Source organism: Stenotrophomonas sp. 3(2025) (assembly GCF_052665395.1).
In genome coordinates, this window is the sequence record NZ_JBQOIF010000016.1 from 52,391 (window position 1) to 76,758 (window position 24,368).

The 24,368-nt window shown below is 66.2% G+C and carries 19 protein-coding genes; 15 read left to right on the top strand and 4 right to left on the bottom strand.

Annotated features, from left to right (window positions below; all coding sequences use genetic code 11):
* Nucleotides 1–93: 93 nt before the first annotated feature.
* From ACUXVE_RS13325 to lolA, 3 genes are all read left to right on the top strand, one after another.
* Nucleotides 94–2,457: a DNA translocase FtsK gene (locus ACUXVE_RS13325; protein ID WP_093818282.1), complete on the top strand. Its 2,364-nt coding sequence runs from the start codon at nt 94–96 to the stop codon at nt 2,455–2,457.
* 41 nt (nt 2,458–2,498) lie between these two features.
* Complete coding sequence (locus ACUXVE_RS13330; protein WP_059064157.1) at nt 2,499–4,439, top strand: DUF3857 domain-containing protein; 1,941 nt, start codon at nt 2,499–2,501, stop codon at nt 4,437–4,439.
* Nucleotides 4,440–4,549: 110 nt separating this feature from the next.
* Nucleotides 4,550–5,188 carry an outer membrane lipoprotein chaperone LolA gene (gene lolA, locus ACUXVE_RS13335; protein WP_032974810.1) on the top strand — a complete coding sequence of 213 codons (639 nt, stop codon included), beginning with the start codon at nt 4,550–4,552 and terminating at the stop codon, nt 5,186–5,188.
* 180 nt (nt 5,189–5,368) lie between these two features.
* Here the strand turns inward: lolA and ACUXVE_RS13340 are convergent, their stop codons facing one another.
* Nucleotides 5,369–6,538: a hypothetical protein gene (locus ACUXVE_RS13340; protein ID WP_445514544.1), complete on the bottom strand. Its 1,170-nt coding sequence runs from the start codon at nt 6,536–6,538 to the stop codon at nt 5,369–5,371.
* A gap of 300 nt (nt 6,539–6,838) precedes the next feature.
* On the opposite strand from ACUXVE_RS13340, the gene ACUXVE_RS13345 reads away from it, so the two are divergent.
* Both ACUXVE_RS13345 and ACUXVE_RS13350 read left to right on the top strand, forming a co-directional pair.
* Nucleotides 6,839–8,137, top strand: a complete 1,299-nt coding sequence (locus ACUXVE_RS13345) for a replication-associated recombination protein A (protein WP_223485498.1) — start codon at nt 6,839–6,841, stop codon at nt 8,135–8,137.
* Nucleotides 8,138–8,221: 84 nt separating this feature from the next.
* The gene (locus tag ACUXVE_RS13350) at nt 8,222–8,623 is read left to right on the top strand and encodes a DUF805 domain-containing protein (protein WP_080148804.1); all 402 of its coding nucleotides are present in this window, start codon (nt 8,222–8,224) and stop codon (nt 8,621–8,623) included.
* Between the two features lie 85 nt (nt 8,624–8,708).
* Here the strand turns inward: ACUXVE_RS13350 and ACUXVE_RS13355 are convergent, their stop codons facing one another.
* Entirely contained in the window at nt 8,709–9,083 is a 375-nt protein-coding gene (locus ACUXVE_RS13355) for a hypothetical protein (protein WP_088099885.1), read from the bottom strand.
* 269 nt (nt 9,084–9,352) lie between these two features.
* On the opposite strand from ACUXVE_RS13355, the gene ACUXVE_RS13360 reads away from it, so the two are divergent.
* The 9 genes from ACUXVE_RS13360 to ACUXVE_RS13400 all read left to right on the top strand — a co-directional run bounded on the left by ACUXVE_RS13360 (nt 9,353) and on the right by ACUXVE_RS13400 (nt 19,424).
* Nucleotides 9,353–10,381 carry an alpha/beta hydrolase gene (locus tag ACUXVE_RS13360; protein WP_445514545.1) on the top strand — a complete coding sequence of 343 codons (1,029 nt, stop codon included), beginning with the start codon at nt 9,353–9,355 and terminating at the stop codon, nt 10,379–10,381.
* Nucleotides 10,382–10,502: 121 nt separating this feature from the next.
* Nucleotides 10,503–11,882, top strand: a complete 1,380-nt coding sequence (locus tag ACUXVE_RS13365) for a Vgb family protein (protein WP_445514546.1) — start codon at nt 10,503–10,505, stop codon at nt 11,880–11,882.
* Nucleotides 11,883–11,932: 50 nt separating this feature from the next.
* Nucleotides 11,933–12,979 carry a heme/hemin ABC transporter substrate-binding protein gene (locus ACUXVE_RS13370; RefSeq protein ID WP_445514547.1) on the top strand — a complete coding sequence of 349 codons (1,047 nt, stop codon included), beginning with the start codon at nt 11,933–11,935 and terminating at the stop codon, nt 12,977–12,979.
* Entirely contained in the window at nt 12,976–14,019 is a 1,044-nt protein-coding gene (locus tag ACUXVE_RS13375; protein ID WP_025877218.1) for a FecCD family ABC transporter permease, read from the top strand. The genes ACUXVE_RS13370 and ACUXVE_RS13375 overlap by 4 nt, the downstream gene beginning before the upstream one ends.
* The gene (locus ACUXVE_RS13380; RefSeq protein WP_445514548.1) at nt 14,016–14,777 is read left to right on the top strand and encodes a heme ABC transporter ATP-binding protein; all 762 of its coding nucleotides are present in this window, start codon (nt 14,016–14,018) and stop codon (nt 14,775–14,777) included. The genes ACUXVE_RS13375 and ACUXVE_RS13380 overlap by 4 nt, the downstream gene beginning before the upstream one ends.
* Nucleotides 14,778–14,844: 67 nt before the next feature.
* Nucleotides 14,845–15,594, top strand: a complete 750-nt coding sequence (locus tag ACUXVE_RS13385) for a hypothetical protein (RefSeq protein ID WP_445514549.1) — start codon at nt 14,845–14,847, stop codon at nt 15,592–15,594.
* Between the two features lie 402 nt (nt 15,595–15,996).
* Complete coding sequence (gene fusA / locus ACUXVE_RS13390) at nt 15,997–18,039, top strand: elongation factor G (RefSeq protein WP_445514550.1); 2,043 nt, start codon at nt 15,997–15,999, stop codon at nt 18,037–18,039.
* 244 nt (nt 18,040–18,283) lie between these two features.
* A complete protein-coding gene (locus tag ACUXVE_RS13395; protein ID WP_025877210.1) occupies nt 18,284–18,556 on the top strand; it encodes a hypothetical protein in 273 nt (90 codons plus the stop codon).
* 112 nt (nt 18,557–18,668) lie between these two features.
* Nucleotides 18,669–19,424, top strand: a complete 756-nt coding sequence (locus ACUXVE_RS13400) for a SapC family protein (RefSeq protein WP_093818568.1) — start codon at nt 18,669–18,671, stop codon at nt 19,422–19,424.
* A 1-nt stretch (nt 19,425) separates the two neighbouring features.
* Here ACUXVE_RS13400 and ACUXVE_RS13405 read toward each other — a convergent pair whose 3' ends face one another.
* A complete protein-coding gene (locus ACUXVE_RS13405; protein ID WP_445514551.1) occupies nt 19,426–21,744 on the bottom strand; it encodes an ATP-binding protein in 2,319 nt (772 codons plus the stop codon).
* Nucleotides 21,741–22,367, bottom strand: a complete 627-nt coding sequence (locus tag ACUXVE_RS13410; protein WP_093818293.1) for a response regulator transcription factor — start codon at nt 22,365–22,367, stop codon at nt 21,741–21,743. The genes ACUXVE_RS13405 and ACUXVE_RS13410 overlap by 4 nt, the downstream gene beginning before the upstream one ends.
* Nucleotides 22,368–22,919: 552 nt before the next feature.
* Here ACUXVE_RS13410 and ACUXVE_RS13415 point away from each other — a divergent pair.
* Nucleotides 22,920–24,308 carry a DUF389 domain-containing protein gene (locus tag ACUXVE_RS13415; protein WP_445514552.1) on the top strand — a complete coding sequence of 463 codons (1,389 nt, stop codon included), beginning with the start codon at nt 22,920–22,922 and terminating at the stop codon, nt 24,306–24,308.
* Nucleotides 24,309–24,368: the final 60 nt, after the last annotated feature.

Sequence of the window (24,368 nt, forward strand, 5' to 3'; positions counted from 1 at the left end):
CGTCCTCGCTTGCGCGGCAACGGATAACTGAAAACTGACGCCGTCTCGTTTATTATCAAACACTAACAGCGCATTCCAAAGGTATGGTCTAAGGTGGCGAAGCAGGTCCCCGAACGCTCCAGGTCCGACGACAAAAAGGCATCGCGTCGCTCGGCGGCAGCGGCCACGACCGACAACCCACGCCGTCAGCGCCTGTGGCGCGACCTGGGTCTGATCGCCATCGCGCCGGCGCTGCTGTATCTGGCTGCCAGCCTTTTCACCTATTCAGCGACGGACCCGGGCTGGTCACACACCGGCAGCGTGGTTGCGCCGGTACACAACATGGGCGGCCGCGCGGGCGCGTGGATCGCCGACGTGCTGCTGCAGCTGTTTGGCTACATCGCCTTCCTGCTGCCGGTGGTGCTGGGCGCGCTGGCCTGGATCGCGATGTTCGGCCTCAAGCGTGAGAGCAAGGGCGAGAACGATCTGGACCCCGCGTTGCGGTTGGTCGGGCTGGTCGGCTTCCTGATTGCCGGCACCGGCTTCCTGCACGTGCGCCTGTTCAGTGGCGATGTCTCCAGTGCCGGCGGCATCCTCGGCAAGCTGGTCGGCAATTCGCTCAGCGTGGGCTTTGGTGCGCTGGGCGCGAACCTGTTCGTGCTGGTGTTGCTGCTGGCCTCGATCACCCTGGCCACGGGCCTGTCCTGGTTCGTGGTGATGGAGAAAATCGGCCGCGGCGTGATGTCGCTGGCACCGTTGCTGGAGCGCAAGAAGGAGCAGGCCACCGAATGGCAGCAGACCCGTGCGCTGCGCGAGGAGCGCCAGGAAGTGCGCAAGGCCGATGCCGAAGTGCGTGCCAAGCGCGAACCGGTGAAGATCGAGCCGCGCCCGGAGCCGGTGATCGAAAAGAGCGACCGGGCCAAGCGCGACAACCAGATCCCGATGTTCCGTGGCGTCAATGGCGACGGCTCGGACCTGCCGCCGCTGGCCCTGCTGGATGATCCCAAGCCGCAGCCCGTGGGCTATGACAAGGACACCCTCGACGCGCTGTCGCGGCAGATCGAGTTCAAGCTCAAGGACTTCCGCATCGAAGCGCAGGTGGTCGGCGCCAACCCCGGCCCGGTCATCACCCGCTTCGAGATCGAGCCGGCGCCGGGCATCAAGGTCAGCCAGATCAGTTCGCTGGACAAGGACATCGCCCGCGGCCTGTCGGTGAAGTCGGTGCGTGTGGTCGATGTGATCCCGGGCAAGTCGGTGATCGGCCTGGAGATCCCCAACGTCACCCGCGAGATGATCTACCTGTCCGAGCTGCTGCGCTCGAAGGAATACGACAAGTCCGCCAGCGTGCTGACCCTGGCGCTGGGCAAGGACATCGCCGGCCGCTCGACCGTGGCCGACCTTGCGCGCATGCCGCACCTGCTGGTGGCCGGTACCACCGGTTCGGGCAAGTCGGTGGCGGTCAACGCGATGGTGTTGAGCCTGCTGTTCAAGGCGTCGCCGAAAGACCTGCGGATGCTGATGATCGACCCGAAGATGCTCGAACTGAGCGTCTACCAGGGGATTCCGCATCTGCTGGCGCCGGTGGTCACCGACATGAAGGAGGCCGCCAACGGCCTGCGCTGGTGCGTGGCCGAGATGGAGCGCCGCTACAAGCTGATGAGCGCAGTGGGCGTGCGCAACCTGGCTGGCTTCAACAAGAAGGTGAAAGACGCCCAGGACGCCGGCCAGCCGATGATGGACCCGCTGTTCAAGCCCAACCCGGAGCTGGGCGAGGCGCCGCGCCCGCTGGAGACACTGCCGTTCATCGTCATCTTCATCGACGAATTCGCCGACATGATGATGATCGTCGGCAAGAAGGTCGAAGAGCTGATCGCGCGACTGGCGCAGAAGGCACGTGCGGCCGGCATCCACCTGATCCTGGCCACCCAGCGCCCGTCGGTGGACGTCATCACCGGCCTGATCAAGGCCAACATTCCCACCCGCATCGCCTTCCAGGTCAGCTCGAAGATCGATTCGCGCACCATCCTCGACCAGTCCGGCGCCGAGACGCTGCTCGGTCACGGCGACATGCTGTACCTGCCGCCGGGCACGGCGATGCCCGAGCGTGTGCACGGCGCCTTCGTGTCCGATGAGGAAGTGCATCGCGTGGTCGAGCACCTCAAGGCAATGGGGCCGGCCGACTATGTCGACGGCGTGCTGGACGAAGTACAGACGATGGGCGATGGCGTGGTGGTCGGTGCGACCGGCCTGCCGGAGACCAGTTCCGGCGGCGGCGATGAGTCCGACCCGCTGTACGACGAAGCGCTGCGCGTGGTCACCGAGACCCGCCGCGCGTCGATTTCCGGTGTGCAGCGTCGCCTGAAGATCGGCTACAACCGCGCGGCGCGACTGATCGAGGCCATGGAAGCGGCCGGTGTGGTCAGTCCGCCCGAGCACAACGGCGACCGCACGGTGCTGGCACCGCCCCCGCCGAAGTAAGCCAAGCCCTGCCGCATTCCCGACGTCCAAGGAACCGACGCATGCTTCAACCCGTTTCCTGCGCGCTGGCGCTGGCCTGCCTGCTGGCAGCCGGCCCGGCGCTGGCCGACGCCGCCGCGACGGCTGTACCCGCAGTCGCGCCGCCGTCCACCGGCAGCGATGCCGAGGCCAGCAACAACTTCAGCTTTGTACGTTATCGCGCCGACTACCAGGTGCGCGCCGATGCCGGCAACGTGCAGACCGAAACCTACGAGATCCTGCTCAAGACCAAGGCAGCGGTGGAGCAGTTCAGCCAGGTGCGGTTGAGCTACAGCGAGAAGATGGAAACGCTGGATGTGGTCAACGCCTATACGCTGACCGCCGACGGCCAGCGCCGCGAAGTGCCGGCCGACCGCATCTACACCCAGGAAAGCTATTCCAGTGCCTCGGCGGCGATGTATGCCGACCGCAAGGTGCGGGTGATCGTGTTCCCGAACCTGGCGCCGGGTACGCGGCTGTTCTACCAGGTGCGCCGGACCCAGCTGACGCCCTATTTCCCGGGCTACTTCGGCCTGTGGGAAACCTTCAATGTGTTCACCCAGTACGACGATGCCGAAGTGACCCTCAGCGCGCCGGCCAATCTGCCCATGTTCGTGGACAGCCGTGGCGTGCAGGGCAGTGACCGACCGGTGGTGAAGAACGGCCAGGCGCAATGGCGCTGGCGCTACCAGCGCCGCGAGCCGATGCAGGCGCAGAACTGGTCGGCGGCGGTGTGGGAGTTCGGGCCGAACATCATGGCCAGCACCTATCGCGACTGGGCGCAGATGGGCCGCGCCTACCAATTGAAAGCAGGGCCGGCCGCACAGGTCACCCCGGAGATCCAGGCGCTGGCCGATGAAGTCACCGCCGGCATCAGCGACCGTCGCGCGCAGGCCGATGCGCTGTACCGCTGGGTGGCGCAGAACATCCGCTACGTGGCGGTGTACCTGGGCAATGGCGGCCTGGAGCCGAACAGTGCGCAGAGCATCCTCGACAACCACTATGGCGACTGCAAGGACCACGTAACGATCCTCGAGGCGCTGCTGGCGGCCAAGGGCATCACCAGTTCGCCGGTGCTGATCGGTGCCGGTGGCGGCCCGACGCTGCCGAAGATTCCGCTGCTGGGCCGCTTCAACCACGCCATCACCTACGTGCCCGAGTTCGACCTGTACCTGGATTCGACCAGTGCCTGGGCGCGCTTCGGCCAGCTGCCCGACGGCGACCTCGGCGCGCCGGTGCTGCACACCCGCGATGCCACCCTGGCACGCACGCCGGCCAATGATCCGCAGCGCAACGCCACGGTGATGGAGGTGCGCTTCACCTTCGACGCGCAGGGCAACCTGCGTGGCGAGACAGTGCCGCAGCTGAGCGACAACGCCGAGATCGGCATGCGCGCGCAGTTCGCCCAGCTCAATGCACAGAACCGGGCGCGCGCTGAAGAATCGATCATGGCCGCGTCCGGTTTCGATGGCCGCGGCCAGCTGCAGCTGCAGGGTGTGCCGGTCGACCTGACCCGGCCGTTTGGCTATCGCATGGCCTTCCAGGCCGAGGACTACGTGGACTTCGACGTGGCCGGCGGCATGGCCGTGCCCGATCCTCCCGGTGGTGAATCGGTACGCGGGCTGTATGCCAGCGCCTCGGCGCCGGACAACGAGACGCCGTTCTACTGCAATGCCAGCCTGCGAGAGGAAACCTATCGCCTGCAGTTCCCGGCCAATGCCCCGATCATCGCGATTCCGCGCAGCCAGCGGTTTGCCAATGCGGCCGGCGAGTACCGGGTCGACTGGAGCCGGCAGGGCCAGGAAGTGACCGTGCATCACCGCCTGCAGCAGAACGCGGTGCGCGGCGCCGAGGCGCTGTGCCAGCCGCAGGACTATGCCGCGTTCCGCGCGCTGTTCCGCGAGGTACGCCGCGGCTTCCGTGGTCAGGTGCTGTACGGCAAGCTGCCGGCCGCTGGCAGCTGAATCGCCGATCAGCGATCAGGGCGTCATAATGGCGTCCTGATCGCCCATTCATCTTTCGCCGGGCACACTGGCACCCAACTTTCCTGGCCGCGCGCCCACAGGATCCCTGCATGAACCTTCGCCTCCGTCGTTTCCTTGCCACCACCACCCTGGCCGTGGCCTGCGCCGCTGCGGGCAGCGCCTGGGCCGGCGCCCGTGATGACCTGAAGACCTTCACCACCGGCCTGAAGGGTCTGGATGGGCAGTTCAGCCAGCAGGTGTTCGACAGCCGCGGCAAGGTCAAGGAATCCACCAGCGGCCGCGTCGCTTTGTCGGCACCGCGCCTGTTCCGTTGGGAATACGTGCGCCCGCACGAGCAGCTGATCGTGGCCGACGGCAAGAAGGTGTGGATGTTCGAGCCGGACCTGGAGCAGGCGACCGTGCGCGAGCAGGGCAAGGAAGAGCAGAACAGCCCGCTGACCGCGCTGATCAATCCGGCACTGCTGGAGCAGCAGTACGACGTGAGCGAAGAGGCCGCCACCCGCGATGGCCTGCAGTGGCTGTCGCTGTCGCCGAAGCGCGAGACCGAAGCCAGCTTCCAGTACGCCGCGCTGGGCTTCAACGCGCAGGGCCTGGCGAAAATGGAGATCACCGACGCCGTGGGCCAGCGCACCGTGATCAGTTTCAGCGGCTGGAAGCGCAACCCCAGCTTCGCCGCCAACACCTTCCGCTTCACCCCGCCGGCCGGTACCGACGTCATCGGTAATTGATCTCTGGGCGGAAACGCTTTGGTAGGTGTCAACCTTGGCTGACACGCTTTGTTGATCTGCCGGCCAGCGGCCGGCACTACCTTCGCCAGTCGCCTGATTCGCCGGGCATGGCCCGGCGCTACCGCGGTCGCATGACCCGCTCTGGTAGGTGCCAACTTTGGTTGGCACGCTTCGGCCAGTTCATCCGTTGTCCGGGTGAACGATGACCTGCCACTCGGCACCATCAAATCGCATCAGGTCCCATGGCGTCAGAACCCACAACACCCCATCGGCGGAACTGATGTCGTTGATTGCAGCATCCATCAGCTCTTCAGGAATGCCCGCCTCCAGGCGTTCAACCGCTCCAGAGGTGGGGCTGTAGAGATAGAGTCCATTCTCCGAGCCGATGTAGATGGTTTGCCCGTACTGGCAAGCGCAATAGAACGGGATCTCAGGGCTGATTTGATGGGAGATGGACGTGAAGCCCCTATTGATCTGACCCGTTACGATTGTTGCCTCGGTGCCGACCAGGAACAGTTCGCCCGAATCGGTTCTGAATGCATGCAGCAGTTCCGCAGAAGTGATCTGCTCTGGAATGGTCCAAGTCGCGCCATCCCAGTGCGCAATCAGGCCGTCGGAACCGATCGCATAGAGATCGGTAAAGCCGGTGCCGCAAAGGTCATTCACGCTGGCCAGATCCAAATCAGCGAGTAGCTGGTTGAGTGCTTGATTCTTGCCGATTTGCGCCAGATCGGCGCGTGATTCTTCAAATCTTCGCCGAAGCTCTGCATCGCGCTCCGTAGGGGCAGCTGGCAGTGGTGGCACACCGTCCAGTTCGAACAGATGGCCAACGCAGGCAAGCCAGTTGTCGAAATCCATTGACTCAAGATCGTCCTCGAGACTCGCGCGTTCGGGTGCGGGGAAGTGGGTGGGAAGTCGCTTCCAGCCAGTTTCGCTACGGTGATAGATCATTCCGTGCACTCCGCAGCAGAAGAGATCCTTACCCAGCTGCCGAATCCGGGTCAGCCCTCCGGAGAAGTCATCACCTTCATGTGAAATGCACTCGAATGTCGTGCCTGCACGAGCTAGATCCTCAAGCTGGCCGTAGAAGTCAAGGGCCAATACTCGACGAGCGCACCCATCCTGTTGTTCAGGGACGAAGATGGTGGACTCGACCTGCCAGTCGGACAGGTCGTGATAGAACCATTTCTCATCCGTTTGATGTTGATAGAAGAACATCCTGGAGGGCGGGCCTGGATCAGGGTCGTAGCATTCGTGCCCCGGGCCAATCCTTGCAGCCAAGTAGTAGATGTCCGCGTCGACGGCACAGCCGGCAACGAACTCGAGGATATTGGAGTCGGAATCGCGCACGGGTGGGTCCTGAATGCTGGAGCTCCAGATTCTCGGCTACTGATGAGGATGCATGGTCCCCGCGAAAGCACGCTCCATGTAAATCAGCGGCTTGTCAATGTATGGGTGGCGCCCGCTCCGGCCCATTTCCGACACATTCCGGGGTTGCCGGCCAGCGGCCGGCACTACCTTCGCCAGTCGCCTGATCCGCCGGGCATGGCCCGGCGCTACCGATGGGTGGCGCGGTACAATGATCGGGTGCCAAGACATCGCTCCACTTCATTCCCCGGCCCCGATCTGCTGAGTGTCGATCGGGAACACATGCGCCCGCTGGCCGAGCGCATGCGCCCCCGCACCCTGGATGAGATGGTCGGGCAGAAGCGCCTGCTCGCGCCAGAGAGCGCGCTGCGCCGCGCCGTCGAATCCGGACGCGTGCATTCGATGATCCTGTGGGGGCCGCCCGGTTGCGGCAAGACCACGCTGGCGCTGTTGCTGGCTGAATACTCCGACGCCGAATTCCGTGCCATTTCCGCCGTGCTGTCCGGCCTGCCGGAAGTGCGCCAGGTGCTGGCCGAGGCCGCGCAGCGCTTCGCCGAAGGTCGCCGCACGGTGCTGTTCGTCGATGAAGTGCACCGCTTCAACAAGGCGCAGCAGGATGCGTTCCTGCCACACATCGAGCGCGGCACCATCCTGTTTGTTGGTGCAACCACCGAGAACCCGTCGTTCGAGTTGAACTCGGCGCTGCTGTCGCGTTGCCGCGTGCATGTGCTGGAAGGTGTTTCGCCAACCGACATCGTCGAAGCGCTGGAACGTGCGCTCGGTGATCGCGAGCGCGGGCTGGGCGAGGAACGCATCGAAGTCGCGCCCGAGCTGCTGCTGGAGATCGCCACCGCCGCTGATGGCGACGTCCGCCGTGCGCTGACCCTGCTGGAAATCGCCGCCGAGCTGGCGGGCGGGGAGGGTGGTCGCATCACCCCGCAGACGCTGACCCAGGTGCTGGCCGACCGTACCCGCCGCTTCGACAAGGGCGGTGAGCAGTTCTACGACCAGATCTCGGCGCTGCACAAGTCCGTACGCAGCTCCAACCCCGATGCCGCCTTGTACTGGCTCACGCGCATGCTCGACGGCGGCTGTGATCCCTCGTATCTGGCGCGCCGGCTGACCCGCATGGCCATCGAGGACATCGGCCTGGCCGATCCTCGCGCGCAGAGCATGGCGCTGGAAGCGTGGGACATCTACGAGCGGCTGGGCAGCCCGGAAGGCGAGCTCGCCTTCGCGCAGCTGGTGCTGTACCTGGCCAGCACCGCCAAGTCGAATGCCGGCTATGCCGCCTTCAACCAGGCCAAGGCCGATGTGCGCGACAGCGGCACCGAAGAAGTGCCACTGCACCTGCGCAATGCACCGACCAAGCTGATGAAGGAGCTGGGCTACGGCGCTGAGTACCAGTACGACCACGATGCCGAGGGCGGCATCGCGCTGGACCAGACCGGTTTCCCCGATGCGATGGGCGAGCGGGTGTACTACAACCCGGTGCCGCGCGGGCTGGAGATCAAGCTGAAGGAAAAACTCGATCGGCTGCGTGCCGAGCGCGAGGCGGCGAGGGCGGCCAAGGGCGCGTAGTCATCTGCGTGTTGCAAGGCGGCGCATTGCCCCGCCCGCATGCATTTGGCAGACTGCGCGGCTTATTTTTCAAGGAACGATGCCGTGCAGGAAATGATTCTGCCGTTGAAGCGCTATGCCCAGTTCGAGGGCCGCGCCAACCGCCGCGAGTACTGGATGTTCCAGCTGTTCCTGCTGCTTGCGGGAGCAGCGGTATGCGTGATTGCGCTGACAGTGGCGCTCGTTGCCGGCCTCGTGCTGGACGCCGATTCCAGCTGGATGGCCGGGATCACGATTGGCGCGGTGGCACTGGTGGGTGCGCTCTGGCTGGCCACGATCGTGCCGCTGATCGCGGTGACCGTGCGCCGCCTGCATGACTGCAACCAGTCAGGGTGGCTGTACCTGCTGGCGCTGGTGCCGGGCGGTGGCGTGGTGATCCTGATCTTTGCGCTGCTGCCGGGTACGCCGCAGGACAACCCGTACGGTCCGGTGCCCGCCGGCCCCTGAGTCAACGGGTTTCGGCCCGATGCAACGAAGCCGGCCCAGGGCCGGCTTCGTCGTTTCTGCGCTGCTGTCGGCGGTGCCGAACCGATTACTGCAGAACGCAGTCGCCCAACGCCAGATAGTCCGATCCCGAACTGAACTGCAGCGTGCAGCTGGCGGTGAAGGTGACGCCGTCCTCCATCGCTGCAAGCTTGGCGTTCTGCTCGTCGTCGGAGGCGGTCAGGCGGGCCAGCACCTGGCCATCCTCATCGCCCGCCTCAAGGACCGGCTCGCCCTGCAGGTTGCTGGAGGCGCCCAGGCTCACTGCCGTGAACTGTACGGTCTGGTTGAGTTCTTCCAGCCCGAGGGAGGAATAGCCGGCCTCTTCATAGGCCGAATACAGCCCGGCCAGGCTCGGCGCGGCATGGCCGGCCAGCGGGGCGAGAAGGCCGGCGACGAGTGCGATCAGTGCTTTGTGCTTCAAGGGGTTCTCACAGTCATGGGATCCGATCCCATGGCGGTTGTGGAGCTGAAGGGCAGGGGCCAGCAGGCACCCGCAAGGGCGGGGCGATTCCTGCGCCCCGATGGCACGCAAAGTAGATGAACCCGGACTTCTGGTGCAAGCGCTGGCGTACGCACTGTCGCGCGCGTGATACACAGCGTGACGTTTGATCGATGTGATAATCATTCGCGTTTGAGGTAGACTGCGGTCCCTTGTGAACCGGTGGCCGTGTGCCGCTTTCGCCGTCGCTGATGAAGTCTTCCGTCCTGCCTCCGCGCCGTGGCCCGCTGTTGTCCGGCCTGGCCGCCTTGATGATGGGCCTGCTCCTGGCTACCCCGTACGCATACGCGCAGCAACGCAATCCGCTGCAGAAGATGGGCCAGACCGTGCTCGATGCACCGGCGGCGAGCTATCGCTTCGAGCGTTTCGTGATCGACAGCCCCGACCAGCAGCGCCGCTGGCGGGTGAATGTGGCGATTCCGGCCAAGGCCTCCAAGGCGCCATCGCCGGTGCTGTACGCACTGGACGGCAACGCCGTGGCGATGGTGCTGGACCAGCCGCTGCTGGCCGAGCTTGCCGCACGGAAAGTGCCGCCGGTGCTGGTGCTGATCGGCTACGACAACGACCTGCGCATCGATTCGGCGTCGCGCACCCGCGACTACACCGCATGGATCGATCGCGCCGATGACGAAAGCGGCAGGACGCAGGCTGTCGGCGGCGGCGCAGCGGCCTTCCTGGACATGATCGAGCGTCGCATCAAGCCGGAAGTGGAACGCCGCGCCAACATCGATCGCCAGCAGCAGGCCCTGTGGGGCCATTCGCTGGGCGGCCTGTTCGTGCTCAGCAGCCTGTACACCCGTCCGGCCGCCTTCCAGTACTACCTCAGTGCCAGTCCGTCATTGTGGTGGAGCCAGGGGGCGCCTCTGGGTGACATCGAGCAGCAGTTCGTGCAGAACGTGCATGGCCAGCCAGCAACGGTGTGGCTGATGCTGGGTGGTGCCGAGCGCGTCGGCGACCGTGGCAAGCGCGACATGAGCAATCCGCGCGTGGTCGCGCATCTGCGCCGCATTGCTGGCGCCACCCCGGATGCGGCGATGCAGCTGTCCCAGCGCCTGGGCAAGGTGCCGGGGCTGAGCGTGCGGTACCGCGAGTTCCCGGGCCTGGGCCATGGCCCGATGCTGCCGGCGTCCTTCCACGCGGCGCTGCATGAGCTGTATGGCGTGACCGACCGCAGCGCCGCCGACGGTCAGCCGGCCGGTGGAGACAGCGCCGCCGAATGAACCCCTCGCACGGCAGTGCCGTGCGACCCCACTACCCAGGCGGACTGTCGATGTGCAGCGGCCAAGGCAACCGATGAATCCCGCGCCACCAGGCGCGGCCTACGTGTGCAAGGAGCCTTCCATGTCATTCCGTCCGTCTTTCCGCCTCACTTCCCTGGCCGCCGGCCTGCTGCTGGCAGTGACCGCCAGCGCACAGCCGGTGTTCGACCAGCCGGCCAGCGCTACCTTCAAGGGCCAGGTTGTCTCACGCGGTGAGAACGTGGTTCCCGGCAGCACCGCCGATGTCACCGGCCGCGGCTTCGTGCCGGGCCAGCAGGTCAGCCTGCTGCGTGGCGATACCGTGCTCAACAGCCAGCCGGTGGTGGTCGATGCCGATGGCAACTTCAAGACCCAGCTGGCCATTCCGGCCGACGCCGTGCCGGGTACCCATCCGGTGGTGGTGCGCGCCAGCCAGCCGGCCGCCGCAGCCGTGCTGAAGCTGCGTGTGTCGCCGCAGCTGCCGCTGTCGGGCCAGGCGAAGTTCGCCATCCAGTCCAACAAACTGGTGCCGGGCCTGTACCAGTCGGCCTACAGTGCTGCCAGCAATGCCGTGTTCGTGACCTCGGCCGTCGGCCGCCCGCCGGTCACCCAGTCGCAGCTGCTGAAACTGGATCCGAAGTCGCTGAAGGTGACCAGGGCCATCACCCCGGCGCAGGTGCCGGGCAGTACCAACGGTGCGGTGTTCGCGGTGTATGGCGTGGGCGTGGATGATGCCAATGGCAATGTCTGGGTCAGCAACACCCGCCAGGACACCGTGGCTGTCTATCGCCAGGCGGATCTGTCGCTGGTCCACCAGTTCCCGGTCGGCGCCGTGCCGCACGCCCGCGACGTGGTGGTCGACAGCACGCACGGCAAGGTGTTCGCCTCGGCCGCCGGTGAAGACCATTTGTCGGTATTCGATGCGAAGACGCTGAAGGCACTGGAGCCGATCACCCTGGCCTCCGGCGTGGACGACGAGAAGTTCGTGCCGATGAGCCTGGTGCTGGATGAGCCCAGCGGCAAGCTGTTCACGGTCAGCATCGGTACGCCGGAAGCGGCGGTGATCGATGTGGCCAGCGGCAAGGTCGACAAGGTCATCGACCTGGGCAATGCGATCAGCGCTTCGGGCGTGGCCTTCGATGCCGAGCGCAACCGCCTCTACGTGGCCTCGCAGGGCACCGACAACCTGCTGATCGTCGACGTGGCCAGCGGCAAGGTCGTGCACGACGTGCCGGTCGGCGCCGGTGCGCTGAACGTGGCCTTCGATGCGAACAGTGGCCTGGCCTACGTCACCAATCGCGGTGCCGGCACCGTCACTGCCGTCGACCGTGATGGCAAGGTGGTCGGCAACCTCGATGGCGGCACCTTCCCCAATCACGTCCGTGCCGATGGCAAGGGCAATGTCTTCGCCGTGAACAAGTCGCGTGGCGCTGAAGATCCGAAGGGTGACCGCATCACCCGCATCAGCCTGCGCCAGCCGTAAGCCACAGGGCAGGGCGGCGCCCCGCCGCCCTGCCAGCAAGGAGAATCTGCATGAACATCGCTTCCCGCCTGCGCCAGTGCGCGCTTCCGATTGCCGTTTCATTGGTGCTGGCCGCCTGTGGCGACAAAGCGCCGCCGTCTGCCGGCAGCCCAGACGCAGCAGCACCGGCGGCCGCCACCGCCAAGGCGGGAGCACTACCCGCAGGTTGGCAGCGGGTGGCAGGCAACGATGTGCCGGCACTGCCGGGGCAGCAGGCGGTGCTGCCGAGCAGGGTGCACTCCGACGATGGCGCCGATGTGGAGGTGGATGACAGCAGCCGGATCATTGCCGGCGGTGACGACATCATCGCCGTGATCGAGGCGCTGGGCCTGGGCAAGCAGGTGTTCGCCGCGCCGACCAACACCACCACCGAGGCAGGGCTGGCCGCACCGCACCAGTTCCTGTTCAACCGCACGACCGGCGTGGAGGGGGTTCTCAGCCTGCAGGGGTCGCTGTTCATCGGCAACAGCCTGCGTCGCCACACCGAACTGGCAAAGAAGCTGCGCGAAGTGGGCGAGCCTGCAGTGGTGATCGATGACCTGCAGCCGGCGCCGGACAAGGTGCGCAAGATCGCCGCCGTGCTCGGCGTGGCCGACGCAGGGCAGACCCTGGCCACGCAGGTGCAGCGCCAGCTGGATGAGGCCGCCGCGATCGGCAAGGGCCTGGCGCATGCGCCGCGGGTGATCCATGTGTCGGCGACGGGAGCGGGCGGTGCGCCCACCGTGGCCGGTGCCGACAGCGCATCGGCGAAGCTGATCGCCCTGGCCGGCGGCCTGAACATCGGCACCGAGGCCGGCGTGGCCAACTATTCGCAGCTGAGCAATGAAGGTGTGGTCGCGGCGGCGCCGGAAGTAATCCTGGTGACCGAGCATGACCTGCAGCTGTTTGGTGGTGCCGAAGGCCTGTGGAAGGCCTACCCGACGCTGAAGCAGACCCCGGCCGGACAGGCCAACCGGGTCTGGGTGATGCCGGATGCGCAGTTGAAGTACGCCAGCATCGGTTCCGGTGCCGGTGCATTGGCCCTGGCGCAGGCGCTGGCGGCGCTGCCGAAGGCATGAGCCCTGCGGATCGACGCCGCCGTCGCGGGCGGACGATGTTGTTGATTGCGCTGCTCGCGCTGCTGGGCGCGGTGCTGGCATCGTTCGCTGTGGGGCCGCTGCGCTTGCCGCCGCTGGAAGTGATGCAGGCACTGGCGGTGAAGCTGGGCCTGCTGGATCCGCAATCGGTCAGCAGCCGTGACCTGGCCGTGGTCTGGCAGCTGCGCATTCCGCGTGCGTTGCTGGGGGCGATGGTTGGCGCCGCGCTGGCGATGGCCGGTGCCAGCCTGCAGGGACTGTTCGGCAATCCGCTGGCCGATCCGGGCATCGTCGGTGTCAGCCAGGGCGCCGCGCTGGGTGCCGTGGCGGCGATCGTGCTGGGCGCTGCGGGTGCAGCCGGTTGGCTGGTGCCGGTGGCGGCCTTCGGCGGCGGTGCCGCCGCGATCGGGCTGACCTACGCGCTGGCGCGGCCGGGCAAGGGCAGTGGCAATGCCACGCTGTTGCTGGTGGGCATTGCGATGGCCGCGTTCTGTTCGGCACTGATCGGCTTCCTGACCTACATCGCCAACGAAAGCGAGCTGCAATCGCTGGTGTTCTGGCAGATGGGCTCGCTGGCGCGCGCGAACTGGGCCGACGTGGTGGCGGTGCTGCCGCTGTTCGCCATCGGCGCGTTCGCACTGCATCGGCTGGCCACGCCGCTGGACATGCTGGCGCTCGGCGAGCGCCAGGCACAGCATCTGGGGCTGGACGTGGCGCGTACACGGCGCCTGCTGGTGGCCTTCAGTGCGCTGCTGGTCGGCGCGGCGGTGGCATTCGCCGGCTCGATCAGTTTCGTCGGCCTGGTGGTGCCGCACGTGGCGCGCCTGCTGGTTGGGCCTGGCCACCGCTGGCTGCTGCCGTTGTCGGGGCTGCTGGGTGCACTGCTGATCGTGGTGGCCGACACTGCGGCGCGCACCCTGGACCCGCCTGCCGAGATTCCGCTGGGCCTGTTCTCTGCCGCGCTGGGCGCGCCGTTCTTCCTCTGGCTGGTGCTGCAGCAGCGCCGCAAGGCGGCCGCATGAGCGCCTTCCTGCAACTGCGCGATGTGGTGGTGCGTCGCCAGCAGCGCGAGATCCTGCATGGCATCACCCTCGCATTCGAGCCGGGCACGGTAACGGCGCTGGTGGGGCCCAACGGTGCCGGCAAGTCGACCCTGCTGGGCGTGGCGGCTGGCGATCTGCGTGCCGACGGTGGCGATGTGCAGTTGCATGGCCGTCCGCTGCGCAACTACCGGGCCGGACCGCTTGCGCGCGAACGTGCGGTGATGCCGCAGGAGCACGGCGTGCGCTTCGCCTTCAGCGTGGAAGAAGTGGTGGCGATGGGGCGCCTGCCGCACCCGCCGGATCCGCAGGTGGATGAGGCGCAGGTGGAGCGGGCGATCGATGCTGCCGAACTGCAGGCGCTGCGCCTGCGCGAAGTGCAGCAGTTGTCCGGCGGCGAATCGGCGCGCACCACGTTTGCGCGCGTGCTGGCACAGGACACGCCGTTGCTGCTGCTGGATGAGCCTACGGCTGCCTTGGATCTGCGCCACCAGGAGCGCACCCTGCGCAGCGTACGGGCTTGCGCCGAGGGCGGTGCGTGCGTGATCGTGGTGCTGCATGACCTCAACCTGGCGGCCGGGTACTCCGATCGTATCGTATTGCTGGAGCAGGGCAGGGTGGCCGCTGACGGCGCGCCTTCGGACGTGCTGACCGAGGGCAACCTGCAGCGTGTCTACCAGCAGGACGTGGTGGTGCTGCAGCATCCGCGCCGCGGTGTGCCGTTGGTGGTGGTTACCTGAGACGAAGCGGCCCCCCGGATCTGGCCGCGTATCATGTGCGGTTCGTTTTTTTCAAAGGAATGGCCTGATGACTCTCTCCCGCACGCGTTGCGCACTGTTCGCTGCCCTGATCGGCATTGTCGGTACCGCAGGAGCCGCCGCGACCACCAAGGTCTCGCTGATGACAGCGTCCGAAGAGGCGTCGCTGATTGAGACCCGCCATTCAACCGGCGAGGGCGCAGCGGTTTCATCGTTCACCACCGAGTACTTCGCCAATGGTGAGATCTCGATGGCCTGGGAGGACAAGCGCGTGCTGCTGTTGTGCAAGAAGGCGGCCTATCTCAACCTGCCCGGCATGAAGCCGGACGCCAGCAAGCTGTCGGTCGAGCAGCGGCAGATGGTGGCCTACGAGGCGATGATGGCCGGCTTCGGCGGCATTGCTGCGCTGGGCTCGGTCACCGGCGAGTCGATCGAGGTTGCCGATGACGGCACTGAGACGCGTCGCCCCGGCGAATCAAAGTGGGCCTACGGCGTGGAGCGCTACGAGGTGGCCACCCAGCGCATGCCGGATGGCGCCCTGCGTGTGCGCGTACGCAAGCAGGCGACGGTCAACAACGCAAAACCCTCCTCGCCTGACGACACCTTCAGTACCGACGAGGACCAGGCCGCACGCCTGGCCGAACTGGCACCGACCGGCAGCTGGACCGAAGTGCTGATCCATGGTGGTCCGCGCAAGCCGCGCACCGACCCGGCGATGTCCCTGAAGGGCTGGGTGTCGACCGTCGAGCAGCACGCGGCGACCGTGGGCGATGCCCGCCGGCTGCACGACTGCAAGTAATTCGCCTGACGACCTGGGTTGCAGCCACCCATGGGGTGGCTCTACTTCGGGGCTCATCGTTCCATCCATGTGTGCAATATTCACTTGCGCGCCAGATTGACAGGTCTAGAATGCGCCGCATGAACCGGATGCCGCTCCTGAAGTTTTTCACCCTGACCCGCGCAAGCGCGGAACGGGCGTGTCTGCCTGGAGCCCTACGAGGCCGCTGATCGCGGCCTTCGCTGGACCATCCACAGAGCGCCCTCCGGGGCGCTCTTTTCGTTTCCGCCCCTATCCCTCAACCCGCTCCACCGCAAGGAGAACGTGCCATGCACCAGATCGCCGAGACCGAACGCTAGCCGCACACGCCGTTGCCAACCAGCGTGTGCGGCCCCCGAAGTTGGCCCAGCAGGAACCTTTCTCATGAACACCAACACCCAGACGCTGTCGCGTCTTCGCAACCTCGGCATCATTGCCCACATCGACGCTGGCAAAACCACCCTTACCGAACGCCTTCTGTGGAAGACCGGCGAGATCCACCGCGTCGGCGAAGTGCATGACGGCAACGCGACCACCGACTTCTCGGCGATCGAGCGCGAACGTGGCATCACCATCGGTGCGGCCGCCGTGCACGCACAGTGGGCGCCGCGCGATCTGCCGCTGCACCAGCTGACCCTGATCGACACGCCCGGCCATATCGACTTCGCCATCGAGGTCGAGCGCTCGCTGCGCGTGCTCGACGGTGCCGTGGCCGTGTTCTCGGCCGTGGACGGCGTGCAGCCGCAATCGGAAACCGTGTGGCGCCAGGCGCGCCGGCATGGCGTGCCGTTGATTGCGTTCGTCAACAAGATGGATCGCATCGGCGCTTCTTTCGAGCGCGTGCTGGAGCAGCTGCAGGACAAGCTGCGGGCGCGACCGTGGGCGCTGGGCGTGCCGTTGGGCAGTGAGGGCGACTTCCACGGCTGGGTCGACCTGGTCGATGGCCGTGTACTGCAGTGGCAGGACGCAGGCGCGGCAACGGTGACGGCATGGGGCGAAGCAGAGCGCGCGCAGTGGCAACCGCAGCGCAATGCGCTGGTCGAAGCCGTGGCCGACCATGATGATGCGCTGGCAACAGCATGGCTGGAAGGTCGTGACATCGACGCGGCGACGCTGCGCGCAGCGATCCGTCGCGCGACGCTGGCGGGCGCCGGCGTGCCGGTGCTGGCGGGTGCTGCCTTCAAGGACAAGGGCATCGAAACACTGCTGGATGCGGTGGTCGATTACCTGCCGTCGCCGCTGGATCGTCCTGCGGTCACTGCCGAAGGCGAGGACGGCGACGTCCTGCTGCCGCCGGACCCGGACGGCCCGTTGGCCGGCCTGCTGTTCAAGATCACCCACCAGCAGCACGGTGCGTTGAGCTTCGTACGGCTGTATTCGGGCACCTTGAAGGTAGGCGACAACGTGGCCAGCTCGCAGCACCCGCAAGGGCGTCGCATCAGCCGGCTGGTGCGCGTGCAGGCCGACCAGACCCAGGACATCGGGCAGGCGGTGGCCGGCGACATCGTGGCGGTGCTGGGCTGGAAGGATGCGGTCAGCGGTGAAACGCTGAGCGGGCGAGGGCAGCCGTTGCGCCTGGAGAGCATCCAGGCACAGGCCCCGGTACTGGCCTGGCGGTTGGAGCCGGCACGTGCGGCCGACCTGATCCGGCTGGCGCAGGGCCTGGCAAGCCTGGCCCAGGAAGATCCCTCGTTCCGGGTGGAAACCGATCGCGAGACCGGTGAAACCCTGGCCTGGGGCATGGGCGAGCTGCATCTGGAGGTGATGGTCGAGCGGCTGCGCAGCGAATGGAAGCTGGACATCGGCATTGGCGCGCCACGCGTGGCTTACCAGGAAACGCCGCAGCGTGCCGTGGAAGGCGTTGTGGGCCGCCTGGTCAAGCAGACCGGTGGCCAGGGCCAGTTCGCGCACGTGGTGCTGGATGTGGTGCCGCGCGACGACGGTGAGGTTGTGTTCAATGACCGCATCGTCGGTGGCGTGGTGCCGCGCAACTTCATCGCTGCGGTGGAGAAGGGCGTTCGTGCCGCGCTGTCGGAAGGCCCGCAGGGCCATCCGGTGGTCGGCATCGAAGTCAGCCTGGTGGATGGCCAGACCCACGCGAAGGATTCGTCGGAGATGGCGTTCCATCGGGCCGGCAGCGAGGGAATCAAGGCCGCGTTGGCGGCCAGTGGCACACAGCTGCTGGAGCCGGTGATGGCGGTGACGGTGCATTCGCCGTCGGCCTCGGTGGGGGACGTCGTGGGCGACCTGAATCGCCGCCATGGACGCGTCGCCCGCATCGACGACCAGGACGGTCGCGCCGAAGTCAGCGGGTTCGCGCCGCTGGCACAGCTGGTCGGGTATACGACCTCGCTGCGTTCGTTGAGCCAGGGACGGGCCAGCAGCGAATCGCACCTGCATGGCTACGAGCCGGTGCGTGCAGCGTAAGGCGGATACAGGGAGCCCGTTCGCGGGCTCCCATTCTTGTATTGGCGAGGGGGTCATCCACGCATGGCGTGGATCTACTTCCCACGCCATGCGTGGATGGGTGCCATACGTGCGCCACGCACCTGCATTGCATTGCATTGCATTGCATTGCATTGCAACAAAACTGCAGAAAAAGCTGGATTAAAGTGATGCCTCACGATAAATTGCGCACCCCCCGTTGCTTGCCGCCGCCCGCACCCTGCCCATGCGTGATGACAATGACCCCGGAACCCTGGAGCTGACCCTGCCGCGCAAACGCGGTCGGCCGCCCAAGTTCGGGTACGCAATGAGCGATGCACAGCGGGCTGCACGCTATCGGGCGCGACGCGCCGGCCAGGCCAACCACGCCGATGTGCGGCATTGCAGCGACATGGTCCTGCTGGACAAGATCCGCGCGGCGGTCAGTGCGCGCGATACCGAACTGGCAGGGTTCCTGGTCCACGTACTGTGGCAGCGCTACCCGTTGCAGCTGAAATAACTGGGGCGGCGGGGTGGCCGTTGTCACCTGCCTTGTTGATAATGCGGGATTCAGGTTGTTCCCGCTGGCGCGCCCGGGATGGAAGGCGCGCATGATCGACATGGTTTCCACGATGACCACCACCAGCGACACCACCACCGAAGCTGCGCCGAGCAGCGCGCCCCTGTTCTACACCCGCCCGGTGCCGCTGCAGGCAGACCTGCACGCCGATCTGCGCATCCTGCCGGGCAAGCTCGAGTTCGCTGCCAACAGCAACTCCATCCCGCTGGTGCTGGGCGAATTCTCGCTGGCGCTGCACCACTTCCCGATCCTGTTCGCTGGCCCGAGCGCGGTGCCGATGGCCGCCGTGGGCGTGACCACCGACAACCTGTTCATCACCGATGGGCTGTGGGACGACGAGACCTACATTCCGGCCTACCTGCGCCGCCATCCCTTCATCTTCATCGACACCGGCGCGGACAATGACTTCCTGCTCGGCATCGACGAAGACAGCCCGCGCATCGTCCGTGGCGGCGACGAAGGCCAGCCGCTGTTCGTCGATGGCAAGGCAACCGAGATGGTGCAGCAGGCGCTTGAGTTCTGCGGCCAGTTCACCCGCGAGCACGAGCAGACCCAGGCATTCTCCAAGGCACTGGTCGACAACGGCCTGCTGGTCGAGCGCAATGCAACCGTGCGCCTGCCCGATGGTCGCGAGTTCAACCTCAACGGCTTCTTCGTGGTCGACGTCGAGAAGTTCATCGCGCTGCCGGATGCGACCGTCGTCGAATGGCACCGCAACGGCTGGCTGGCGCTGATCCACCAGCACCTGATGTCGCTGGGTCGCTTCAACGACCTGACCCGCCGCCAGGCAGGCCGCAACGCCGCCTGATTCAGGGCGACGGCGCGGTTCCCGTACCGCGGGAGCCGCGCCACGTCTGCAGCTCGGCCAGCACCTGGCGCGCATGGTCCCAGCCGGGCGGCACGCGATCCCCCTGCTCCCATAGCTCGCCGGCGCGTGCATCCATGCCGTGCGCGTTGAGCATCTGCAGCACGCCCTGCAGGCGATGCGCATGATGGCGCAGCTGCACGGCATCGCAACCAGCGATTGCTTCGTGCAGGCATTGCAGCTCGCGATCAACATCTTCTTCGTAGGCGGCCACCAGTGCGGGGGCAGCGGCCTCGACGGCACTGCCGGCCACAGGCTGGTCCAGCGCCTGCAGCAGCGCGTCAATCTGCAATGGCTTGACCAGCACGGCATCGATGCCAGCGACCTGACAACGCAGCGCGTGGTCGCCGCCGCTGAAGGCGGAGAGCGCAAGCAGCCGGGCGCGAGGCGTCCGTCCTGCCTCCAGCAACCGCAATTGCCGGGCCAGCGCGTAGCCATCCGTTCCGGGCAGGCCGATGTCCAGCATCACCACTGAACAGGGAGACTCCCTCTGCAGCGCCAATGCATCCATGGCGTTGGCAGCCTCGCACACTGTGGCGCCCCGGCGCCGCAGCTGGGCTGCAACGACCTGCCGGTTCAGTGCATGATCTTCGACCAGCAGGATGCGCAGACCGGCCAGCCGCGGCAGGGCGGACGCAGCGGTAGCGGTCGGCGCCTCTTCCTGTACGCGCTGCACCGGCAAGCGAAGAATGAAACGACTGCCGCGGCCATGCACGCTATGGACATCCAAAGTGCCGCCCATCGCCTCGGCCAGCGTGCGACAGATGGACAGGCCCAGCCCGCTGCCACCTCGCAGCCCGCCTGCATCGGCTTGCTGGAAGGGGGTAAACAGGCAACTCATCTGCGCTGGCTCGATGCCGATGCCACTGTCGATGACCTCCATCAGCAACCACGTGGCTTTTGCCGGCCCATCCAGCTGCAGGCGCAGCTCAACGCCGCCGGTGTCGGTGAACTTGACGGCATTGCCGAGCAGGTTGTCCAGCAGTTGGCGCAGGCAATCCGGGTCTGCCACCAGTAGCGGGAAGGGCGCCTGCGGTGCGGCGAACTGCAGGCGCAGTGCCTTCTTCTGCGCCTGGGGCGCAATGGCATCCAGAGCCTGCGCGCAGATGGCAGGAACGTCGCAGGGCACCTGCTTTGGCCGGAACGTGCCACTGGCCAGGCGGGAAAAGTCCAATGCGCGATTGAGCAATCCGCGCAGTGCTTGGCTGGCGTTGGCAGCGGCAGCTACCAGCTCGCGCTGGCCAGCCGGCAGCGGTGCTTGACCCAGCAGGTCGATTGACGCCATCACGGCCTGGGCGGAATTGCGCACTTCATGACTGATCATGCCCGTCATCCGCGCCTGCTTCTGGTCCAGGCCCTGCTGCTCGCGTCGTCTGCGTGCGGCCAGTACCGGAAATGCCAGCATCAGGGCAGCGGCTGGCAACAGCCAGAACGCGCCATCGAAGCCACCGCGCACTTCCGGGCCAAATGCAGCCGGTAGCGCCTGCCTGGCCCAGCGCTGCAGCAGCTGGGCATGCTCCTGGATGGTGATGTCATCCAGCGCCGCTTCGATACGGTCAAGCAGCTGCTGGTCTTTTCGCCTGGCAAGGAGGTGCAGTTGGGTCGGAAAATCCGCATCCAGAATCTGCAGCCGCAGGCTGTGGGGATAGTGACGACGCGCCATCGCACCCGCAGTGGATTCCAGGCCTATCGCAGCGTCGGCAATGCCGGCGTCCACGGCAGCCAAGGCCGCACGCATGCTGGGTTGCGGCAGCACGGGCACTGCAGGGTGGTGCTGGGCCAGCCATGCCGGATAGGGGCCTCCTTCAACGGCGGCGATCCGCTGCGTTCGGGCATCGGCAAGCCGCCGCGGCAAGCGCTCGCCAATGCGGCCGGCGAGTACGCTGGCACCGCCGTGGAAGCTGCGCGAGGGCGCCAGGTCGGGGCAGGGCAGGGGCAGGCCGGTGCCCTGCGCCAGTACAAGGTCGGCCCGCCCCTCACAGACAGCCGCCATCGCTGCGTGGGTGCTTGAAAAAGGGACTTCGACGAAAACCAGTCCGGAATGGCGGGCGACGAGCGCCGCATAGCCATGGGCCAGCGTCTGCAACACCTCGGGATTGGCGGCGTCATCGGGGGCAGGGTGCAGAGTCGGACCGGCGGCCACCCGGACCACCTGGCCAGCCGCCCAGCCTCCACGCTGGATGTCGCCCGCCGAGGTGCAGGGAAGCAGGGTAAACAGTGCCAGCAGCATGGCTCTGCCGACGCGCTTGAACAGCACGGTCACAGGGCCTCCAACTGCTGCCGCATCGCGAAGATCTCCGCATCATTGCGCAGGCCCAGCTTGCGCAGGGCGGCAACCTTCTGCGTGCTGACGGTCTTGACGCTGCGGTGCCGATGCAGGGCGATCTGGGAGACGGTCAGTCCGTCCAGCACGAGCCGGATGACCTCGCGCTCATTCCGGCTCAGGGCGTCGCAGGGCGTCAGCAGTTTGCACGACGGCGGAATACGGCAGAGCCCTTGGGCCACGCGCACGACCGCGTCGGACAGCTCGGCCAACGGCTCGGACTTGCCGACAAAGCCACTGATTCCGGCATCCAGCAGGTGGTTGATGTTCGCCACCGAAGCCTGCCCGGCAAAGCCGAGCAGCGTTACGCGGGGCAGCACCTGGCGCAGATGCCGGACCAGTTCGGCACCGCTGATGTCGCCGGGGGCCAGGGTAATGTCGATGATGGCTACATCGGCGCGACACTGCTGCAGCGCCAGCACGAACGCCTGGCTGTCACTGTGGCTGGCCACGATCTCGAAGCGATTGTCGTTGCCCAGGTGGAAGGCCGTGCCGCGGCGGACGACATCATGGTCATCAAGCAGGGCCAGGCGAAGCCGGCGCGGTGTAGGGAATCCGTTCATGCGCAGGAATGTTGTCAGCGCCCAGTGGCGTGGTGCTCATTCTGGCGCCGCTGTCGCGGCACGCATCGAAAACGTTCGATTTTTGAGATTTTTCCTAGAGTGAAATCAGGAAAAGCTGGGCCTTGTGTCGGGATCAACACTGAGTGAGTGCGGCGGAGTGGCCTGTTGCGTCTGCCGGCTTCTGGACTACGTCCGCCGCCATCGGCAGGCCGCCGCAATCCGGGCCTGACGAGGGAGAGGGGGGGGGGGGGATTAACGTGACGCATCACGATGATGGCGCCCTCGTGAAACAGATTGAGCCTGGTCCTATTGGGAAAGAAGGGGGACGGGCGGAGCATCCGGGTATCGGCCCACGTGGCACTGTGCGAGCACCGCGATGTCTACATCTTCATTCCACTATCTGAAGCAAGCACCGAGTGGTTTCTGGCTGGTAATGCGTGGATCGCAACTCCTGGCAGGGCGAACTGAAGTCTGCGAGGCAAAGCGCGTCCTTGAGCTGTTCGAGCGAATTCATGGCCTGGACCCGTCACAGCTGTCGTCGGGACTCAAGCAATGAACCGTATCGGCAGCCTTGTCAGTCATATCATTGATCATGCCGTTTTCCGTTTGCGCCTCCTGCGGGAGCGGCCGCTGCAGCGCGTGGATCACTCGGCAGTCGTGGACAACGTGGTGGACGCAGGCGGCCTCACCGCCCGCTATGCGTTCATGGCAGTCATGTCGTGCGGCATCGCCATCCTCGGGCTGCTGCAGTCTTCGGCAGCCGTGGTCATTGGCGCGATGCTGATCTCGCCATTGATGGGCCCGATCGTGCAGCTTGGGTTCTCGCTCTGCGTGGTGGATTTCCACATGATGCGGCGGGCATTGATGGCCCTTGCCGCTGGCGTCGCGTTGGCGCTGGGGACTGCAATGTGCATCGTGTGGGCGTCGCCGCTGCAGGAGGCGACCAGTGAGATCCTGGCGCGTACGCAGCCAACGCTGTTTGACCTGCTTGTGGCGATTCTCTCCGGCCTGGCCGGCGGGTATGCCGTGATCACCCGGAAGGGGGAGGCCATCGTAGGTGTGGCGATCGCGACCGCCTTGATGCCACCGCTGGCCGTCGTTGCGTTCGGGTTGGCAACCGGCAATTTCCAGGTTGCAGGTGGTGCGTTCTTTCTGTTCATGACGAACCTGCTCGCCATTGCCTTCAGCGTTACGCTGATCGCCAAGTGGTACGGGTTTGGCCTGAACAACTCGCCACAACATACCGCCTGGCAAGCCACGGTGATCGTCGCCACCTTCCTCCTGCTCGCTGTTCCGCTGGGCGTCGCCCTGCGCAACATCAGTACGCAGACATGGGCCGCAAACCAGGCCCGTTCAATCGTTCAACGCTATCTGGACGTGCACCAGGGTTCAATCGAGCTGATCAACGTGCAGCGCAATGACCGGAGCTACCGGGTGGAACTGGTGGCGATGGTCCCTCGCTACATTCCCAATGCGCAGCAGGAGCTGGATGCCCGTATTTCCGCACGCCTTGGCAAGCCGGCAACTGTTCGCATACGACAAACCCTGGAGGCCAGTGACAGCGGCCGGCGCGACCGCGCCGATCTGGATGCGCTCCGTCTGGAAGTGAATGCGCTGACGCAGCAATCGGCCCGGTTACGGTGGCAGGCCGACGCTGCCACCATTGCAGACGTACACCAGTGGCTTGGTGACAGGCAGGCCGACGTGGCTGTCGATGGCCTTCAACAGACCATTACTGTCGCGCTGTTGCCCACGCCCGAGGCAGAGGCGTCCGAACTTCCTCAGCAGGACTCCCCGGATGAAGATGAGAGCGTGCAGCTTCGCCGGCGGTTGTCCGTCGCATTTCCGCATTGGCGCATCCAGGTTCTCCGGCCCCAGCTGGATTCGAGGGGCGAAGGTTCGCAAGCCGCAACCGGGACGGTAGAGCCGCCTGCTGCCTGAGATCGACGCGCTGCCGAGCGTGCGAGACAGCCCGCCCCGGGGCGTATGGGACGCCGCCTA

What these genes read in the sequence shown, in the direction of transcription:
- fusA (WP_445514550.1), top strand. Translation starts at nt 15,997, where the DNA reads ATGAACACCAACACCCAGACGCTGTCGCGTCTTCGCAACCTCGGCATC.
- ACUXVE_RS13415 (WP_445514552.1), top strand. Translation starts at nt 22,920, where the DNA reads ATGAACCGTATCGGCAGCCTTGTCAGTCATATCATTGATCATGCCGTT.
- ACUXVE_RS13360 (WP_445514545.1), top strand. Translation starts at nt 9,353, where the DNA reads ATGAAGTCTTCCGTCCTGCCTCCGCGCCGTGGCCCGCTGTTGTCCGGC.
- ACUXVE_RS13395 (WP_025877210.1), top strand. Translation starts at nt 18,284, where the DNA reads ATGCGTGATGACAATGACCCCGGAACCCTGGAGCTGACCCTGCCGCGC.
- ACUXVE_RS13380 (WP_445514548.1), top strand. Translation starts at nt 14,016, where the DNA reads ATGAGCGCCTTCCTGCAACTGCGCGATGTGGTGGTGCGTCGCCAGCAG.
- ACUXVE_RS13370 (WP_445514547.1), top strand. Translation starts at nt 11,933, where the DNA reads ATGAACATCGCTTCCCGCCTGCGCCAGTGCGCGCTTCCGATTGCCGTT.
- ACUXVE_RS13400 (WP_093818568.1), top strand. Translation starts at nt 18,669, where the DNA reads ATGACCACCACCAGCGACACCACCACCGAAGCTGCGCCGAGCAGCGCG.
- ACUXVE_RS13375 (WP_025877218.1), top strand. Translation starts at nt 12,976, where the DNA reads ATGAGCCCTGCGGATCGACGCCGCCGTCGCGGGCGGACGATGTTGTTG.
- ACUXVE_RS13345 (WP_223485498.1), top strand. Translation starts at nt 6,839, where the DNA reads ATGCGCCCGCTGGCCGAGCGCATGCGCCCCCGCACCCTGGATGAGATG.
- ACUXVE_RS13385 (WP_445514549.1), top strand. Translation starts at nt 14,845, where the DNA reads ATGACTCTCTCCCGCACGCGTTGCGCACTGTTCGCTGCCCTGATCGGC.
- ACUXVE_RS13330 (WP_059064157.1), top strand. Translation starts at nt 2,499, where the DNA reads ATGCTTCAACCCGTTTCCTGCGCGCTGGCGCTGGCCTGCCTGCTGGCA.
- ACUXVE_RS13410 (WP_093818293.1), bottom strand. Translation starts at nt 22,367, where the DNA reads ATGAACGGATTCCCTACACCGCGCCGGCTTCGCCTGGCCCTGCTTGAT.
- lolA (WP_032974810.1), top strand. Translation starts at nt 4,550, where the DNA reads ATGAACCTTCGCCTCCGTCGTTTCCTTGCCACCACCACCCTGGCCGTG.
- ACUXVE_RS13365 (WP_445514546.1), top strand. Translation starts at nt 10,503, where the DNA reads ATGTCATTCCGTCCGTCTTTCCGCCTCACTTCCCTGGCCGCCGGCCTG.